12 protein-coding genes are annotated in these 16,580 nt (G+C 70.6%); 11 read left to right on the forward strand and 1 reads right to left on the reverse strand.

Features of this window, described 5'->3' with window-relative positions; all coding sequences use genetic code 11:
- Window positions 1-412 precede the first annotated feature (412 nt).
- From ABDZ66_RS04985 to ABDZ66_RS05010, 6 genes are all read left to right on the forward strand, one after another.
- Window positions 413-1,390, forward strand: a complete 978-nt coding sequence (locus ABDZ66_RS04985) for a LacI family DNA-binding transcriptional regulator (protein WP_343756760.1) — start codon at window positions 413-415, stop codon at window positions 1,388-1,390.
- Complete coding sequence (locus tag ABDZ66_RS04990) at window positions 1,387-2,628, forward strand: extracellular solute-binding protein (RefSeq protein ID WP_343756762.1); 1,242 nt, start codon at window positions 1,387-1,389, stop codon at window positions 2,626-2,628. The genes ABDZ66_RS04985 and ABDZ66_RS04990 overlap by 4 nt, the downstream gene beginning before the upstream one ends.
- Before the next feature lie 134 nt (window positions 2,629-2,762).
- Complete coding sequence (locus ABDZ66_RS04995; RefSeq protein WP_343756764.1) at window positions 2,763-3,857, forward strand: carbohydrate ABC transporter permease; 1,095 nt, start codon at window positions 2,763-2,765, stop codon at window positions 3,855-3,857.
- Window positions 3,854-5,374, forward strand: coding sequence for a carbohydrate ABC transporter permease (locus ABDZ66_RS05000; protein WP_343756766.1), 1,521 nt, complete (start codon window positions 3,854-3,856; stop codon window positions 5,372-5,374). Before ABDZ66_RS04995 ends, ABDZ66_RS05000 begins: the two co-directional genes overlap by 4 nt.
- Window positions 5,375-5,447: 73 nt before the next feature.
- The gene (locus ABDZ66_RS05005) at window positions 5,448-7,307 is read left to right on the forward strand and encodes an amylo-alpha-1,6-glucosidase (protein ID WP_343756768.1); all 1,860 of its coding nucleotides are present in this window, start codon (window positions 5,448-5,450) and stop codon (window positions 7,305-7,307) included.
- A gap of 207 nt (window positions 7,308-7,514) precedes the next feature.
- Window positions 7,515-8,039: a hypothetical protein gene (locus tag ABDZ66_RS05010; protein ID WP_343756770.1), complete on the forward strand. Its 525-nt coding sequence runs from the start codon at window positions 7,515-7,517 to the stop codon at window positions 8,037-8,039.
- A 184-nt stretch (window positions 8,040-8,223) separates the two neighbouring features.
- On the opposite strand, the gene ABDZ66_RS05015 is transcribed toward ABDZ66_RS05010, so the two are convergent.
- Window positions 8,224-9,012, reverse strand: coding sequence for an enoyl-CoA hydratase-related protein (locus tag ABDZ66_RS05015; RefSeq protein WP_343756772.1), 789 nt, complete (start codon window positions 9,010-9,012; stop codon window positions 8,224-8,226).
- 51 nt (window positions 9,013-9,063) lie between these two features.
- On the opposite strand from ABDZ66_RS05015, the gene ABDZ66_RS05020 reads away from it, so the two are divergent.
- The 5 genes from ABDZ66_RS05020 to ABDZ66_RS05040 all read left to right on the forward strand — a co-directional run bounded on the left by ABDZ66_RS05020 (window position 9,064) and on the right by ABDZ66_RS05040 (window position 16,539).
- Window positions 9,064-9,495, forward strand: a complete 432-nt coding sequence (locus ABDZ66_RS05020; protein ID WP_343756774.1) for a RuvX/YqgF family protein — start codon at window positions 9,064-9,066, stop codon at window positions 9,493-9,495.
- Window positions 9,496-9,693: 198 nt separating this feature from the next.
- Window positions 9,694-12,081, forward strand: coding sequence for an alpha-amylase family glycosyl hydrolase (locus tag ABDZ66_RS05025; RefSeq protein WP_343756776.1), 2,388 nt, complete (start codon window positions 9,694-9,696; stop codon window positions 12,079-12,081).
- A 184-nt stretch (window positions 12,082-12,265) separates the two neighbouring features.
- Window positions 12,266-13,969 carry a long-chain fatty acid--CoA ligase gene (locus tag ABDZ66_RS05030; protein WP_343756778.1) on the forward strand — a complete coding sequence of 568 codons (1,704 nt, stop codon included), beginning with the start codon at window positions 12,266-12,268 and terminating at the stop codon, window positions 13,967-13,969.
- Between the two features lie 271 nt (window positions 13,970-14,240).
- On the forward strand, window positions 14,241-15,248 hold the full coding sequence (locus tag ABDZ66_RS05035) for an alpha/beta hydrolase (RefSeq protein ID WP_343756780.1): 1,008 nt from the start codon (window positions 14,241-14,243) through the stop codon (window positions 15,246-15,248).
- Window positions 15,249-15,453: 205 nt separating this feature from the next.
- Window positions 15,454-16,539 carry a peptidase C39 family protein gene (locus ABDZ66_RS05040; RefSeq protein WP_343756782.1) on the forward strand — a complete coding sequence of 362 codons (1,086 nt, stop codon included), beginning with the start codon at window positions 15,454-15,456 and terminating at the stop codon, window positions 16,537-16,539.
- Window positions 16,540-16,580: the final 41 nt, after the last annotated feature.

Consider the following 16,580-nt stretch of genomic DNA (forward strand, 5'->3'; position numbering starts at 1 on the left):
GGATGGTGGCCCGTGGAAGGGCGCCGGTCGAATTGGGTGTCATACGGACTCCGATTGAATGGCTTACAAAGCCGTTCAATCCGAGCGGACTCGTAGGGCTGCGCCGCAGAGCGAGCAGGAGAAAACCGGGTTCCGGACGTGGAGTTGACGACCCGGTGCCGTTCCGGGTTGTCAACGAAACAAACGGAATCCGTATCAGGGGGATTGACAGGTCGGGCTGTGGGTGCAGAATGGGTTCTGTAACCGCTTACATTCGTCGGACCACCGGGTCCGGACGGCCTTCCGGTCTGGTGCACCGGGCACCGGAGGGCCACTGAACCGTCCCCGCAGTTGTAACCGGTTACACAGAGCGGCTGTTCCCCCATCCACACACCCCTCCCCGCCGCGCGGCAAAGGTCGGCACAATCACTTCATGAATCCAGGCACCCGCACCACCATCGACGACATCGCCCGCGAAGCCGGCGTCAGCAAGGGCACGGTCAGCCGCGTCCTGAACGGTCACCCGACCGTCGCCGACCGCACCCGCGCCCGCGTGCAGGCCGTCATGGCCCGCCTGGACTACGCCCCCGACCCCGCCGCGCGGCACCTCAGCTGGCGCACCGGCCAGACCCTCGGCCTGTCCCTCGACCGCGACGACCCCCTCCTGCACCCCTACCACGTCCTGCTGCGCCGCGCCCTGGAAAGCCAGACCGCCCCGCAGGGCGTGCAGCTCGTGGACCTGCGCGCCGACCTGACCCGCATGGCCCGCCTGCCCAGCGCCGTGCTGGTCATGCACGCCGTCGAGGGTGACCCCCGCCCCGCGTACCTGCGCTCACGCGGCGTGCCCTGCGTCCTGATCGGGCATCAACCCGGCGAGTTCTGGGTCGCGCCGGAAGACGTGGGCGGCGCCCGCCTCGCCACCGACCACCTGATCCGCGCCGGACACCGCCAGCTGGCCTTCCTGGGCCACGGCGACAGCCAGGTCGCCCAGGACCGCGAGCGCGGCTGCCGCGACAGCGCCCGCGCCGCCGGGCTGGACGTGCAGGCCATCACCAGCGACTTCACGGTCCTCGGCGGGTACCGCGCCGTCCGCCGCGCCTGGGAGACCGGCACGCGCTTCACCGGCCTGTTCGCCCAGAGCGACGAGAGCGCCGCCGGCGCCGTCGCCGCCCTCGAGGACCTGGGCGTGGACGTCCCCGGTCAGGTCAGCGTGGTGGGCTTCGACGGCCTGCCGGAACTGCCCATCCGACAGACACTCACCACCGTCGCGCAGGACATTCCCCGCATCGCCGCCACCGCCCTGGCCCTCGTGCAGGACGCCATCAGCGGCCAGGCCCCCAGAGGCGAATTCATTCCCGTGCAGCTCATTCCCGGCGCGACCGTCGCGCCGCCCCCCGGAGGCACCCCATGAACGCACCCCGACGCACCCTGCTCGGCCTGACCCTCGCCGCCTGCGCCGCCCTGGGCAGCGCCCACGCGCAGACGACCATCAAGATCAACGGGTACGGCGGCACCGACCCCGCCGTGGTCGGCGACCTGATCAACCGCTTCGTGAAACCGGCCCTCGCCAAGGACCGCATCACGGTCGTGTACGAACCCCTGCAGGGCGACTACAACAAGTCCCTGACCACCCTGCTGGCCGCCGGGAACGCCGGGGACGTGTTCTACCTGCCGGCCGAGACGCTCGACGGCTTCGTCGCCACCGGCAAGGTCCTGCCACTGAACGGCCTCGTGAACACCGGCCCGTTCATCAAGAGCCTGAACGCGGCCTTCACGCGCGGCGGCCGCCTGTACGGCGTCGCCAAGGACTTCAACACCCTGACCCTGGTGTACAACCGCTCACTGTTCGACGAGGCCGGCGTGAAGTACCCCGACGGCACCGACACCTGGGCGACCCTGCAGACCAAACTGACGACCCTGAAGCAGAAACTCGGGCCGGACTACGCCGGGATCTGCCTGCAACCCAACTGGGACCGCTTCGGGGCCTTCGCGTTCGCGACCGGCTGGACGCAGTTCGACAGCAAGGGCCGCACCAACCTCGCCGACCCGCGCTTCGCGGAGGCGTTCAACTTCTACACCGGACTGGCCCGCAACAAGGTCGGCATCCAGCCCAGCGAGGTCAGCGAAGGCTGGACCGGCGGCTGCCTGAAAACCGGGAAGGTCGCCGTGGGCATCGAGGGCAACTGGGTCGTGAACTTCCTGCGCGACAACGCCCCCAACCTGAAGTTCGGCACGGCCCTGATGCCGAAGAACCCGAAGACCGGCCAGCGCGGCAACTTCCTGTACACCGTCGGCTGGGCCATCAACAGCGGCACGAAAAACCGCGCGGCGTCCCTGAAAGTCCTGAACATCCTGACCAGCCCGCAGGTGCAGCAGTACGTCCTGGAGCAGGGCCTCGCCATTCCCAGCCGCACCGCGCTGACCAGCAACGCGTACTTCAGGAAGACCGACCCCGGCGCGCAGAACAGCCGCCTCGTGTTCGACGGAGCCGACGACGGCAATGTCCGCGCCTTCACGTTCGGTCCGCAGGGTGCCGACTGGAGCAAACCCATCAACGAGGCGCTCGCCGCCGTCCTGAGCGGCCAGAAGAGCGCGGCCGACGCCCTGAAGAAGGCGCAGGCGGACATGAACACCTTCCAGAAGCGCTGACTTCCGGTGCGCTGATGCGCTGATCCGGCGCGGCGGGAGGGCTCTCCCCTGCCCGCCGCGCCCCGCCCGTTCTTCTTCCTGTCCGGTCCCGGCCCTTCTCTGCCGGGGGCCGGCACCCCCCTGGAGGGCCTGCCATGCTCCGACGAGGCCAGACGCCCGCCGCGCTGCTGTTTCTCGCGCCGTTCCTGATCACCACCGCCATCTTCTTCTTCTACGCGTTCGGGCGGGCCATCTACTACTCGTTCACGGACTTCAACCTGTTCAACGATCCACGCCTGATCGGCGTGAAACCGTACGCGGACGTGCTGGGCGACCCGTCGTTCCGGCGGGCGCTGGCCAACAGTCTGGTGTTCGCGGTCATCACCACCACGTTGCAGACCGTGGGCGCGCTGCTGATGGCCGTCGCCCTGAACACCCGCATCCGCGGCATGGGCTTCTTCCGTTCGGCGTGGTACATGCCGTCCATCACGAGCAGCGTGGTGATCACGCTGATCTTCCTGTGGCTGTTCCAGCGGCGCGGCGTGGCGAACTACCTGATCACGCAGTGGCAGGCGTTCCAGCCGCTGATCCTGACCTTCCTGGGCGTGCTGATCGCCGCGCAGGTCGCGCAGGTGCTGTGGGAACGTTCGCGGCGACTGCCGGCCGGCTGGCTGGACCCGGCGCTGGCCGCCACGAGTGCGCTGCTGGCGGTGGCCGTGACGGCCGCGCTCGCCTGGACGGGCGTGGTCACGGCGCGTGAGGTGCCGCCCTTCGATTACCAGTACTTCGCGGACCGCTGGATCAGCGTGGGCGGCTTGCGCGTGCTGAGCGTGCCGATGCTGGTCGTGATCATCCAGAACACCTTCACGACCATTCCCACCCTGATGCTGTTCTTCCTGGCGGGCTTGCAGAACATTCCCGGCGCGCTGTACGAGGCGGCCGACATCGACGGCGCGACCCCCTGGCAGAAACTGACGCGGGTGACGGTGCCCATGCTGCGGCCCGTGACGTTCTACGTGATCACGGTCGGACTGATCGGGACCATGCAGATGTTCGATCAGGTGGCCGTGATCGGCAGCGCCGCGCCGGGCGACACGCTGATCACCCTGGCGTACTACGTGTACTCGAACACCTTCAAGGCCGGGGCCGCGCCCGTGAACATGGCGTCGGCCGGGGCGATCATCCTGGCGCTGATCATCCTGGTGATGGTGGCCGCGCAGCGCCGCTTCTTCCCGTCGGAGGCCCCATGACCGCCCCCGCTCCCATTACCCCCGCCGTGCGGGAACGCTGGCTGGCCCGGCGCCGCTGGGCGCGCGCCGCGTGGCTGTACGCGTTCATGCTGGTCATGAGCTTCTTCTTCCTGGGGCCGTTCGTGACCGGCCTGCTCAGCAGCCTCAAGGACAACCCCAACGAGTACCCGCCCACCCTGAACATCCCGCAGCTGACGCCCGCCGTGATCGGGCGCGCCTGGGCGCAGGGCGTGCAGGGCAGCGGCGACGGCTGGCAGGGCGGCCTGCACCCGGGCCGGACCGTCACCTTCGAGGTGCAGGTGCAGTCCCCGCCCGGCGCGCCGCAGGCCCCCCCCGCCGTCACGCTGTTCCCGTACCAGCCGGTCAGTCTGGTCGCCGTGGCCCGCCAGGCGCAGGCGCGCGACTACGCCACCCTGGACACCCGCGAGGTGGCCCGCCGCGGCGACACCCGCACGTACCGCGTGACCGTCCGCAGCCCGCTGCTGACCCGCCAGACCGGCGAGACCGTCCGCGCCACCCTGACCGAACCCGACACGGACCTGCGCGCCCGCCTGCGCAACGGGCAGACCGTTCCCGTGCGCCTGGACACCCCGCAGGCGCAGGAGCGGCAGTACGAACTGAACGCCGGGCAGACCGTGGAACTCACGCGCGGCCCCGCCGGGTACACCCTGCGCGGCCCGGTGTTCGAGCGCACGCCGCTGCAGGTGGACGTGCAGCGCGGCCAGCGCATCGTGGGCAGCACCCTGCCGCCCAGCGACCGGCAGGACTTCGGGCGGTCCTTCGCGTTCCGGAACGTCACGCCGGGCGTGCTGGGGTACACCTTCAACAACTACCGCCGGGCGTTCCGGGAGACGGCGGACCCCGCCTCGGGCCGCAGCCTGTTCTTCTCGTGGGTGCTGAACTCGTTCCTGTACGCCTTCCTGCGGGTCGCGGCGGCCGTGGTGTTCTGCTCGCTGGCCGGGTACGCCCTGGCCCGCATGACCTTCCCGGGCCGCAACCTGATCTTCCTGGTGGCCGTGCTGTTCGTGCAGATGGTGCCCAGTCAGGTGAACCTGGTCAGCAACTACGTGCTGCTCAAGGACCTGGGCCTGCTGAACCTGTGGGGCCTGTGGCTGAACGGGCTGGTCGCGGCGGGCGGCGTGTTCCTGATGAAGCAGTTCTTCGAGGGCATGCCGCGCGAACTGGAGGAATCCGCCGCCATCGACGGCGCGGGGCCGCTCACGACCTTCTTCCGGGTGATGCTGCCGCAGGCCGGCCCGGCCCTGATCGCGCTGTCCATCACGCAGTTCCAGGGCGCCTGGAACGATTTTTTCTGGCCGCTGGTGATCCTGCGGGACAACGCCAGCTTCACGCTGACGGTGGGCCTGTCGAACTTCCGGGAACTGTACGGCGGGCAGGGCGACTACGGCCTGATCCTGGCCGGCGCGGTCCTGAGCGCCATTCCGGTGATCGTGCTGTTCGTGGTGTTCCAGCGGTACTTCGTGGACACCGGGGCCGACAGCGCCGTCAAGGGCTGACCGGCCCCCCACTCCCCCGTGCCTCCCGCCCCGCTTCCTCCCCACGCCGACTCTTCACCGAAGGATTCCCACCATGCTGAACACCCGCACCGTCCTGAAAGAAAATGACCTGTACCTCGTCGGGGACGCGCACTACCGCGTCGCGGACGGCGAGAGCGGTCTGTACCGCCGCGACACCCGCGTCCTGTCCCGTTACGAATGGCAACTGGACGGCGAGACGCCCCAGACGCTCGCGCAGCACGAACACGGCCCGTACTGGCTGCACCAGCAGAGCGCGAACGCGAACGTGGGCTACACCATGCGCGTCGGCCTGCGCCGCGACCTGCAACTGACCGCCACCGAACTGCGCGACACGCTGCGCGTCACCCGCTACCTGGGAGACGGCCCGCACGAACTGCGGCTGCACCTGAACGCCGACTACCTGGACATGTTCGAGGTGCGCGGCTGGCCCGGCGAACTGGGCGCGCGGGACGTGCAGGTGCGCCCCGGCCCGGACGGCGTGGACTTCGAGCATACCGCCCTGGACGGCCTGCGCAGCCGCACCTGCGTGCGCACCAGCCCGCCCGCCCGCTGGGACGGCGGGGCGCTCGTCTGGACCCTCACGGACGCGCAGACGGACGTGCGGGTCAGCGTCTACCCGCTGCAGGGCGACGAGACGCCCACCCCCGGCGACCCGGACGCCCTGCACGCCGAGTACGCCCGCCTGACCGCTCAGGTCCGCGCGGACCTCACCCTGCCGGACCCGCAGGACCAGCGGATCCTGGAGCGCAGCGTCGCGGACCTGCGCAGCCTGAGCTTCGAGACCGCTTTCGGGGCGTTCCCGGCGGCGGGCCTGCCGTGGTTCGTCGCGCCGTTCGGGCGGGACTCCATGCTGATCGCCCTGATGGTCCACCGGCACCTGCCGCAGCTGGCACTGACCGTCGCGCGCTTTCTCGCGGCGCACCAGGGGCAGCGGCACGACCCGGTCACGCTGGAGCAGCCGGGCAAGATCCTGCACGAGATGCGCGTCGGGGAACTGACGCGGCTGGGCCGCACGCCGCACCGCCCGTACTACGCGACCGCCGACGCCACGCCGCTGTTCGTGTGGCTGATCGGGGAACTCGCGGAGGCGCACCCGGACCTCGCGCGGGAACTGCGCCCCCACTGGGAGGCAGCCCTGAACTGGCTGCTGACCGACGGCGACCCGGACGGCGACGGCTTCATCGAGTACACCCCGGACCCCGGCGGCATCACGAACGCCGTGTGGAAGGACAGCGGCGACAGCACCTTCACCGAGGACGGGCAGGACGTCAGCGGGCACGTGGCCGTCATCGAGGTGCAGGGCTACGCGTACGCCGCCTACCGCGCCGCCGCCCGCCTGTACCGCACGCTGGGCGAAGCGGACCGCGCCCCCGAGTGGGAGGACCGCGCCGCGCAGCTTCAGCGGGCCTTCCAGCGGGCCTTCTGGTGGCCGGAACGCGGGTACTACGTGCACGGCCTGAACGGCGACAAGCGGCCGCTGCGGGTGCTGGTCAGCAACGCCGCGCACACCCTGTGTACCGGCATCATCGCCCCGGAATTCGCCGCGCAGGTCGCCCGCACCGCGCTGGGCGCGGAACTCTGGAGCGGCTGGGGCATCCGCACGCTGGGCAGCGGGGAGCCGCGTTTCAATCCGGTGTCGTACCACAACGGCAGCGTCTGGCCGCACGACACCGCCCTGGCGGCGCTGGGCATGGCCCGCCTGGGCCTGCACGCCGAGGCGGCGCAGGTGACCCGCGCGCTGTTCGACGCGGCCCGCGCCGCCCCGGACGGCCGCCTGAGCGAACTGTTCGCCGGTTTCCCCCGCGAGGACGGCACCCCGCCCGTGCCGTACCCCGCCGCGTGCCACCCGCAGGGCTGGGACGCGGCCATTCCGCTGGCGCTGGCCGGACTCCTCCAGGCCCGCCGCGACTGACGCGGATGCCTGGCACGGACGGAGCGCTGCGCCTCAGAGCGAGTGGAAGCAGAACGGACTGACGGGCGTGGAGGCAGCAATCCGGTGCGCTGACGGGGTGTGAACGAGACGGCAGGCCGTGCGACTGGCGCACCTGCGGGGGCAGTCCCAGGGTTCCTTGGGACACCCCTCACGCGCCTGCCCCCGCAGGTGCGGCACACTGTGGGCATGCTGGACAACATTCTGAACACCGTCAAGCGCGGGGCCGAGCGCGTGCAGCGCCGCGGCGAGGAGGTCGCGCACGCCACGCGCCTGCGCATGGAGGTCTTTCAGCTGTCGCGTGAACTCGACGGCCTGTACGCCCGCCTGGGCCGCTCGTACCATGCGGGCGCCGAGCTGGAGGTCCTGAGCGGCGTGCGTGAGGACATCCGCCGCGTCGAGGAGGAGATCCGCGCCCGTGAGCGCCTGATCACCGAACTCGGCGCGGACCCCGCCCCGGACACGCCGGCCCACAGCGATCCCGCACAGCCCGCCCCCGCGCCCGCCCCTCACCCCACCCTGGAGGTCCGCATGACGAAAGACACGCCCACCACTCCCGACCCGACCGTGCAGCACAGCGACGAGAAACTCGTTCCTGGCGAGCAGACCGCCAGCATGGGCAGGGAAGCGGCCCGCGACGAGATGGCCCGCCACGATCACATGATCGAGGAGGGCCAGGCGGCCAGCCGCAACCCCGATCCGCTGGACAAGTAAGACGGACTCGGAGAGCTGCTCCGCAGAGGAGGAGAGAAACGGGTTCCGGACGTGGAGTTGACGACCCGGTGCTGTTCCGGGTTGTCAACGAAACAAACGGCAGTCCGTATAAGCCGCACCCGGGTTGAACGGTGTTGGTCAACCGTTCAACCCGGGTGCGGCAATCCGGAGAGCTGCTCCGCCTTTACCCTGCGTCCCGCACGAACTGTGCGGGGCGTTTCTCCTTGAAGGCGGTGACGCCTTCCTCATGTTCCCAGTGGTCGCCGGCGAGCTGCTGCAGGCGCGCTTCCTCTTCGAGCGCCGCGTCGAGGGTGCTGGTCATGGCGGCATTCAGGGCCTGCTTGGTGAGGTTCAGGGCGTGCGCGGGCCGCGCGGCGAGGCGTTCGGCGTACGCCTGAACGTCCTGCGCGAAGGTGTCGTCCGGGAACACCTGTTCGCACAGGCCCAGGCGCAGGGCGTCGTCGGCCCGGACGCGCTCGGCGAGGGCCATCATCTCGAACGCGCGGTGGTAGCCGACGAGGCGCGGCAGGAACCAGGTGCTGCCGGAATCCGGGACGAGCGCAATGTTGCTGAACACCTCGATCAGGCTGGCGGACTGCGCCCACAGGCGGATGTCGCCGCTCAGGGCGAGGCTGGCACCGGCCCCGGCCGCGACGCCGTTCACGGCCGTGATCACGGGTTTGCCCAGGCTGCGGATGGTGCGGATCAGGGGGTTGTAGGTGGCGTTCAGGTGTTCGGTGAAGGTCATGTCGCGGCCCGACACGTCCCCGAGGTCCTGTCCGGCGCAGAAGCCGCGCCCGGCGCCGGTGATGACGACCACCCGCACGTTCCCGTCGGTGTCGGCGGCGCGCAGTTCGGCGGTCAGGGCGAGCAGCAGGTCGTCGTTGGCGGCGTTCAGGCGGTCCGGGCGGTTCAGGGTCAGGGTTCGCACGCCCGCGCTGGTGTGCGCGGCAATCACGCTGGAGTGGGTCATGGGGTTCAGGGTAACGCCTGCCGGGGCGGGACGCGGGGTACACTCGCCCGCGTGAACGACCCCCACCCGGCCCCCGCCACGCCCCCCGTTCCGGAGACGCCGGCTGCCCTGCCCGTGATCCTGGCGCTGGACGTCAGCAAGACCCGCATCGGCTTCGCGGTGAATGCGGGCCGGCTGGCGTTCGGGCGGGGCAGCGTGGACCGCAAGCGGCTGCCGCTGGACCTGAAGGCCGTGCGGCTGAAGGTCGCGGAGACCGGCGCGACCCGGCTGCTGCTGGGCCTGCCGCTGCGCACGGACGGCGCACACAGTCCCGCCGCGGACCGGGTGCGGGCCTTCGGGAAGGTGCTGCAGGAGAAGGGGTACGCCGTCGAGTACCAGGATGAGCGCTTCACGACCCGCCGCGCCCGCGACCTGGGGGCCACCGATGAGGACGAGGCGGCCGCCGTGCAGATCCTGGAACTGTACCTGCTGGGCCGCTCCTGAGGCGGACTCCGGCTGACAGCTTCCGGTGAGGGGGGTGGGGGTCGCGGGCAGGGCGGCGCGGCAGGTGACCGGCCGCGCTTCCGCACCGGCGGGCCGGCATGGTACACCATCGTGGAATCGCTCCCGATGTTCCTGCCGTGTTCGCCCGTGATCACGGCTCCTTCCTGTCTCGGCCCGACCGTGGGCCGGAGGTCCTCCATGCACCGTCCTGCCCTGCTGTCCCGCCCCGCCCTGACCCTGACGGTCACCGCGCTGCTGAGTGCCTGCGGCGCGCCCGCACCCACACCCGCGCCCGCACCCGCGCGGCCTGACAGGCTGACCACGCAGGCGCTCAGTCCGACCAGCCTGGGCGCCCGCTACACCGACTCGACCGGCACGGCGACCGGCACGACCCACCTGACCTTCCGGGTGTACTCGTCGCGCGCCACGCGGCTGGAGGTGAACCTGTACGCCGCGCGCAGCGGCGCGGACGAGAAACTGCGCTACACCCTGACGAGGAACACCAGCACGAACGTCTGGTCGGTCACCGTGCCGGTCAGCAGCCTGACCGGCGCCGGGATCGGCACGGTGTACTACGGGTACCGCGCGTGGGGCCCGAACTGGCCGTACAGCGCCAGCTGGGTCAAGGGCAGCAGCGTGGGCTTCGTGAGCGACGTGGACGCCAGCGGGAACCGCTTCAACCCGAACAAGCTGCTGCTCGACCCCTACGCGCTGGAGGTCAGCCACGACCCGCAGGGCCCGGCCAGCGGGGTGTACTCGAACGCGGTGTACGCGACCGGCGCGGCGAACCGCGCGCTCGACAGTGGCCGCGCGGCGCCCAAGGGCATCGTGCTGAGCAGCACCGCCGCCGCCGTGGGCACGAAGCCCACCCGCTCGCTGAAGGACGACGTGGTGTACGAGGTTCACCTGCGCGGCCTGACGAAGGGGGACGCCAGCGTGTCCTGCGCGGGCACGTACGCGGGCGCCGCCGCGCGGGCCGCCAGCCTGAAGGCGCTGGGCGTGACGGCGGTGGAATTCCTGCCCGTACAGGAAACCGACAACGACGCGAACGACGTGACCGACGCCGCCAGCGGCCGCTCGGCGACCGGCACCACCGGCGACAACTACTGGGGCTACATGACCACCAACTACTTCGCCCCGGACCGCCGTTACGCCTGCGATCAGACGGCGGGCGGCCCCACGAAGGAATTCCAGGCGATGGTCAAGGCCTTCCACGATCAGGGCATCAAGGTGTTCATCGACGTGGTGTACAACCACACCGCCGAGGGCGGCACCTGGGGCCCGAACGACACCGCGACCACCCTCTCGTGGCGGGGCCTGGACAACGCCGCGTACTACACCCTGACGGCCGACAACCAGAACTACTGGGACAACACCGGGATCGGCGCGAACTTCAACACCTTCGGCGCGGCGGCGCAGAACCTGATCGTGGATTCCCTGAAGTACTGGCGCGACGAACTGGGCGTGGACGGCTTCCGCTTCGACCTGGCGTCCGTGCTCGGCAACACCTGCGTCAGCGGCTGCTTCAACTACGACAAGGTGAACGCGGGCACCGCCCTGAACCGCGTCGCGCGGGACCTGACCCCCCGCCCGGTGGGCGGCGGGAGTGGCGTGGACCTGATCGCCGAACCGTGGGCGATCGGCGGGAACTCGTACCAGGTGGGGAACTTCCCGTCCGGCTGGAGCGAGTGGAACGGCCAGTACCGCGACACCCTCCGCAAGGACCAGAACAAGATGGGCGTGGAGGTAATCACGCCGGGGCAGCTCGCGTCCCGCCTGTCGGGCTCCAGTGACCTGTACGGGGACGACGGGCGCCGCCCGCAGCATTCCGTGAACTTCATGGTCGCGCACGACGGGTTCACGCACGCGGACCTGTACCGCTGCACGACCAAGAACAACACGCAGGCGTGGCCGTACGGTCCGTCCGACGGCGGCGAGGACAACAACCACTCCTGGGATCAGGGGGGTGTGGCGGCCGATCAGCGCAAGGCGGCGCGCAACGGCATGGCGCTGCTGCTGCTGAGTGCCGGGACGCCCATGCTGACCGGCGGGGACGAGATCCTGCGCTCGGTGAACTGCAACAACAACCCGTACAACCTGGATTCCAGCGCCAACTGGCTGCCTGCCACCGCCAGCGCGGACGGCGCGACGTTCCGGACGTTCACGCAGAACCTGCTGGCGTTCCGCGCGGCGCACCCGGCGCTGCGGCCCGCGAACTTCTACGCGGCCACCGACACGAACGGGAACGTCATGGAGCAGCTGCGCTGGTTCAAGCCGGACGGGACGGTCGCGGACAGCGCCTACTTCAATGACGGGAACAACCACGCGCTGGCGTACCGCCTGGACGGGACCGAGTTCGCCGATCCGGCGGGCGCGATCTACGTGGCGTACAACGGCTGGTCCGGGAACGTGAACTTCACGCTGCCGTGGCCCGGCACCGGCCGGAGCTGGTACCGCGTGACCGACACCTGTGCCTGGGCGGAGGGCAGCGCGCAGGTGGACCTGAACGCCACGGCCGGGGTGGGCGGCGAGAACGCCACCTACGGCCTGTGCGGGCGTGGGGTGCTGGTCCTCGTCGCGCGCTGAGTGCCGCCGGGCAGTGGCGGCGGCGGGACCGGTCCCGCCGCCACCACCCGGTGTCCCCCACGCCGGAACCCGCCCGCGGCTGGTGCGGGTTCAATTTTCCTTATACTCCCGGCATTCACAGCACTCAGGTGACGCTGGCCGGGCCGCCTGTGGTCCGCAGGGCAGCGCACCCACGGAGGGTTCCATGCAAGGCAACATGATGGACGTTCAGCTGACCGTACCGACCATTCTCGAACGCATCCGCACGCAGTACGCCGGGCGCGAAGTGGTCAGCCTGCTGGTCGCCGGACGCGACGGGCAGGGCAACCCGGTCCCGCACAAGCACCGCACCACCTACGGACAGGTCGCGGACCGCGCGCTCCGCCTCGCGGGGGGCCTGCTGGGCCTGGGCCTGCAGAGCGGCGACCGCGTGGCGACGCTGGCCGTGAACTCGTTCCGGCACCTGGAGGCGTACCTGGGCGTGCCCAGCGCCGGGCTGGTGCTGCACACCGTGAACATCCGCCTGCACCCCGAGCAGATCGCCTGGATCCTGAACCACGCCGAGGACCGCGTGCTGCTGATCGAGAACGTGTTCGCCGCGATGATCCCCGCCCTGAAGGCCGCCTGCCCGAAACTGGAGCACATCTTCGTGCTGGGGCCCACGCCGCAGCCCATCCCGCTGCCCGGCGTGGCCGACTACGACACGTTCGTGCAGGACAGCGCCCCGCTGGCCCGCTACCCGCAGATTCAGGAGACCGACGCGGCCGCCATGTGTTACACCAGCGGCACCACCGGCAACCCCAAGGGCGTGGTGTACACGCACCGCTCCACGCTGCTGCACTCGATGATCAGCGCGCCCAAGGACGCCCTGAACGTCGGTGAGGCCGACAGCGTGCTGCCCATCGTGCCCATGTTCCACGTGAACGCCTGGGGCCTGCCGTACACCTGCGCCATGTACGGCGCCAAGCAGGTGTTCGCCGGGGTGTTCGCGGACGGCCGCAGCGTCGCCAGCCTCCTGCGTGACGAGCAGGTGACCATCACGGCGGGCGTGCCCACCATCTGGATGGGCCTGCTGGGCGAACTGGACCGCGCCGCTGCCGACGGGCAACCCTACGACCTGAGCCGCGTGGAACGCATGATCGTGGGCGGCAGCGCCGCGCCCGAAAGCATGATCCGCGCCTTCTCGGACCGCCACGGCCTGAGCCTGTTACAGGCCTGGGGCATGACCGAGACGCACCCGCTGGGCACCGCCAGCGCCGTTCCGGCCGGCGTGGACCCCACCAGCGACGAGGGCTTCGCCCTGCGCGCCAAGCAGGGCCGCACCGTGCCCCTGATCGAACTGGAGATCCTGGACGATGACGGCAACCGCCTCCCGCACGACGGGAAGACCATGGGCCGCCTGATCACGCGCGGCCCGTGGGTGGCGAACAGTTACTTCAAGGGCGAGGGGCAGAAGAACTTCTTCGACCTCGACGGGCAACTCTGGTTCGACACGGGCGACATCGCCACGCTGGACGAACGCGGCTACATGCACATCCAGGACCGCGCCAAGGACCTGATCAAGAGCGGCGGCGAGTGGATCGGCAGCGTCGACCTGGAAAACGCCATCATGGCCCACCCGGCGGTCGCGATGTGCGCCGTGATCGCCATGGACGACCCCAAATGGGACGAGCGGCCCCTGGCGATCGTCGTGCCCCGCCCCGGCCAGAGCGTCACGCACGAGGCCCTGATGGACTTCATCGCGCCCAGGTTTGCCAAGTGGTGGCTGCCCGACGCGACCGTGTTCACCGACCAGCTGCCCATCGGCGCGACCGGCAAGATCCTGAAACGCGAACTGCGCGACCAGTACCGCGGGTACAGCAGCAACCCCGGCCTCGTGCCGCCCGCCAGCCCCGACCGCAGCGAGTAATACGGACTCCGATTGAATGGGCTGCAAAGCCCGTTCAATCCGAGCGGATGCGACTCGCAGAGCTGCCCCGCAGAGTAAGAGAGAAACGGGTTCCGGACGTGGAGCCGGCAATCCGGTAAAGTTCCGGATTGTTGGCGAAACAAACGGAATCCGTATAAGCGAGTAAGCGGGAGGCGGGAAGCGGTGAAGGACTGACCGCTTCCCGCCTCCCGTTTCCCTGACTGGGCGCCGCGCACTGCGTCCTGCGCACCGCTCCCTTACACTTGCGGGCATGGCTGTTTCGGTGGATGGGCAGTGGGTGACGTTCTCGCCTCCGGCGGGTGCGGTGGGCCTGATCGGGGACATGACGGACTGGCGCAAGCGCGCGCCGCTGCCGGTGGTGGACGGCGCGCCGCTGCGCCTGCGGCTGCCGCGTGGGGCGTGGGTGGAGTACGCGTGGGTGGACGCGGCCGGCGAGGCGTTCGCGGACCCGGACAACGCGCAGAAATCGCTGAATCCGTGGTGGCCGTACCCGCGCGCGGCCGTGGTGGGCGAGTACGCCCGGCATCCGCTGTGGCAGGCGCCGGACGCGACCCTGAAGGGCACGGCGCACCGCCTGACCTGGGAGGGCACGGTGTTTCCGGGAACGCGGCGGGCGATCGTGTACACGCCGCACGGGTACGCGGGGGGGCCGCTGCCGGTGTACTACGTGCAGGACGGCGTGGCGTTCTACCGCACCGGGAAACTGGGCGACGTGATGGACCGCGCGGTGCAGGCCGGGCTGACGGAGGGCGCGGCCCTCGTGTTCGTGGAGCCGGGCGACCGGAACGGGGAGTACTACCTGAACCCCCGCTACCTGGACTTCCTGACCACCGAGGTCATGCCGCGCGTGGAGGGGCCGCTGGTGCAGGCGTCCGTGCGGGGCCTGTGGGGTGCGAGCCTGGGCGGACTGATCAGCCTGTTCCTGGGCGCGCGGCACCCGGAGCTGTTCAGCCGGGTGGCGGCGCACAGCGGGGCGTTCATCGCGCGGCCCGGCGCGACCCGGGACGGCGTGATCGACACCACCACCGCCGGCGAGTGGCTACTGGAGCAACTGCGCGCGAACCCGCCCACGCACCTGACGACCAGCCTGGATACCGGCACGCTGGAATGGCTGACCGGCCCGAACCGCCGCATGGCGGGCCTGTTCGCGGACCTGGGCCTGAACCACCAGTACCGCGAGTACCCCAGCGGGCACAACTGGGTCACGTGGCGCGAGGCGCTGCCCGAGGCGTTCCTGTACCTGCAGGGCGGGGCGTAAGGCGGGGTCCGTCTGTTTCGTTCACAACCCGGAACGACGCCGGGTTGCCAACTCCACGCCCGGAACCCGCTTTGCTCCCACCCGCTCTGCGGGGCAGCTCTGCGAGTCCGCTCGGATTGAACGGTTTTTGCAAACCATTCAATCGGAGCGGGCCGGGCACTCCTCACCACCGGGGCGGCGCGGCGCGGCATAGTCCGGGGCACACATGCGACTTCCTTTCCTCGTCCTTTCAGCTGTCCTGGGCCTCTCGGGTGCGGGCGGCGCTGGAGCCGTCACGATGACCTACCCGAACAGCACGACCATCCTTCACGAGCGGCCCGGCGACTGGGCGGGCGCGCAGGCCAGCGGCGTGACCGCAGGCGCGGGCGGCCTGAGCCTGAACGCTGGCGCGGCGAGCGGCACGCTGACCTCCGGCACGCTGAAGGCGGCCGCCTTCGATGAACTGGTGCCGTCGTGGAACGCCGTGACCCCGGCGGGCGGCAGCGTGAGCGTGGAGGTCCGGGCGGAACTGACGGGCGGCCGGTGGTCCCGGTGGTTCAGTTTCGGCAGCTGGAGCAGCGGCCCCGAGCGGGCCAGTCTGGACGGGCAGAAGGACGCCGCCGGGCAGGTCCTGACCGACACGCTGCGCCTGAACGCGAAGGCAGCGGCCTTCCAGTACCGCGTGACCCTGCGCGGCGCGGGGACCCGCGTGACCCTGCTGGCCTTCAACACCTCGGACCGGGCGCGGCGCGCGGCGGGCCTGGGCACGCCCGGCGACCGGGCCGCGTGGGGCCGCGAGGTGCGCGTGCCCATGCGCTCGCAGATGCTCTACCCGGACGGCGGCGAGGTCTGGTGCAGCCCCACCAGCGTCAGCATGATCCTGGCGCACTGGGGCCGCGCCGTGACCGTGCCGGACGCCGCGCGCGGCACCTTCGACCGCGTGTACGACGGCACCGGCAACTGGCCGTTCAATACCGCGTACGCCGCCACGCAGGGCATGCGGGCCTTCGTCACGCGCCTGCCCAGCCTCGCGCAGGCCGAGCGGTTCACGGCGGCCGGAATTCCGCTGGCCGTCAGCCTCGGCTGGAAGGCCGGGGAGTTGCCGGGCGCGGCCATTCCCAGCTCCAGCGGGCACCTGATGGTCCTGACCGGCTTCGACGCGAAGGGCAACCCGGTCCTGAACGACCCGGCCGCGCCCACCGACGCGGGCGTGCGCCGCACGTACCCCCGCGCGGCCTTCGAGAAACTCTGGCTGACCCACAGCGGCGGCCTGAGCTACGTGATCGCCCCCCCCGGCACGCGCCTGCCCTGATGCCCGTTCCCCTGCCACCAGAGGCGCGCGGGTAGACTCGC

The organism is Deinococcus depolymerans (assembly GCF_039522025.1).
Classification (GTDB): domain Bacteria; phylum Deinococcota; class Deinococci; order Deinococcales; family Deinococcaceae; genus Deinococcus; species Deinococcus depolymerans.

Bases quoted from the DNA above. Each gene is read 5' to 3' on its own strand.
- ABDZ66_RS04985 (WP_343756760.1), top strand. From the start codon at position 413: ATGAATCCAGGCACCCGCACCACCATCGACGACATCGCCCGCGAAGCC.
- ABDZ66_RS04990 (WP_343756762.1), top strand. From the start codon at position 1,387: ATGAACGCACCCCGACGCACCCTGCTCGGCCTGACCCTCGCCGCCTGC.
- ABDZ66_RS04995 (WP_343756764.1), top strand. From the start codon at position 2,763: ATGCTCCGACGAGGCCAGACGCCCGCCGCGCTGCTGTTTCTCGCGCCG.
- ABDZ66_RS05000 (WP_343756766.1), top strand. From the start codon at position 3,854: ATGACCGCCCCCGCTCCCATTACCCCCGCCGTGCGGGAACGCTGGCTG.
- ABDZ66_RS05005 (WP_343756768.1), top strand. From the start codon at position 5,448: ATGCTGAACACCCGCACCGTCCTGAAAGAAAATGACCTGTACCTCGTC.
- ABDZ66_RS05010 (WP_343756770.1), top strand. From the start codon at position 7,515: ATGCTGGACAACATTCTGAACACCGTCAAGCGCGGGGCCGAGCGCGTG.
- ABDZ66_RS05015 (WP_343756772.1), bottom strand. From the start codon at position 9,012: ATGACCCACTCCAGCGTGATTGCCGCGCACACCAGCGCGGGCGTGCGA.
- ABDZ66_RS05025 (WP_343756776.1), top strand. From the start codon at position 9,694: ATGCACCGTCCTGCCCTGCTGTCCCGCCCCGCCCTGACCCTGACGGTC.
- ABDZ66_RS05030 (WP_343756778.1), top strand. From the start codon at position 12,266: ATGCAAGGCAACATGATGGACGTTCAGCTGACCGTACCGACCATTCTC.
- ABDZ66_RS05035 (WP_343756780.1), top strand. From the start codon at position 14,241: ATGGCTGTTTCGGTGGATGGGCAGTGGGTGACGTTCTCGCCTCCGGCG.
- ABDZ66_RS05040 (WP_343756782.1), top strand. From the start codon at position 15,454: ATGCGACTTCCTTTCCTCGTCCTTTCAGCTGTCCTGGGCCTCTCGGGT.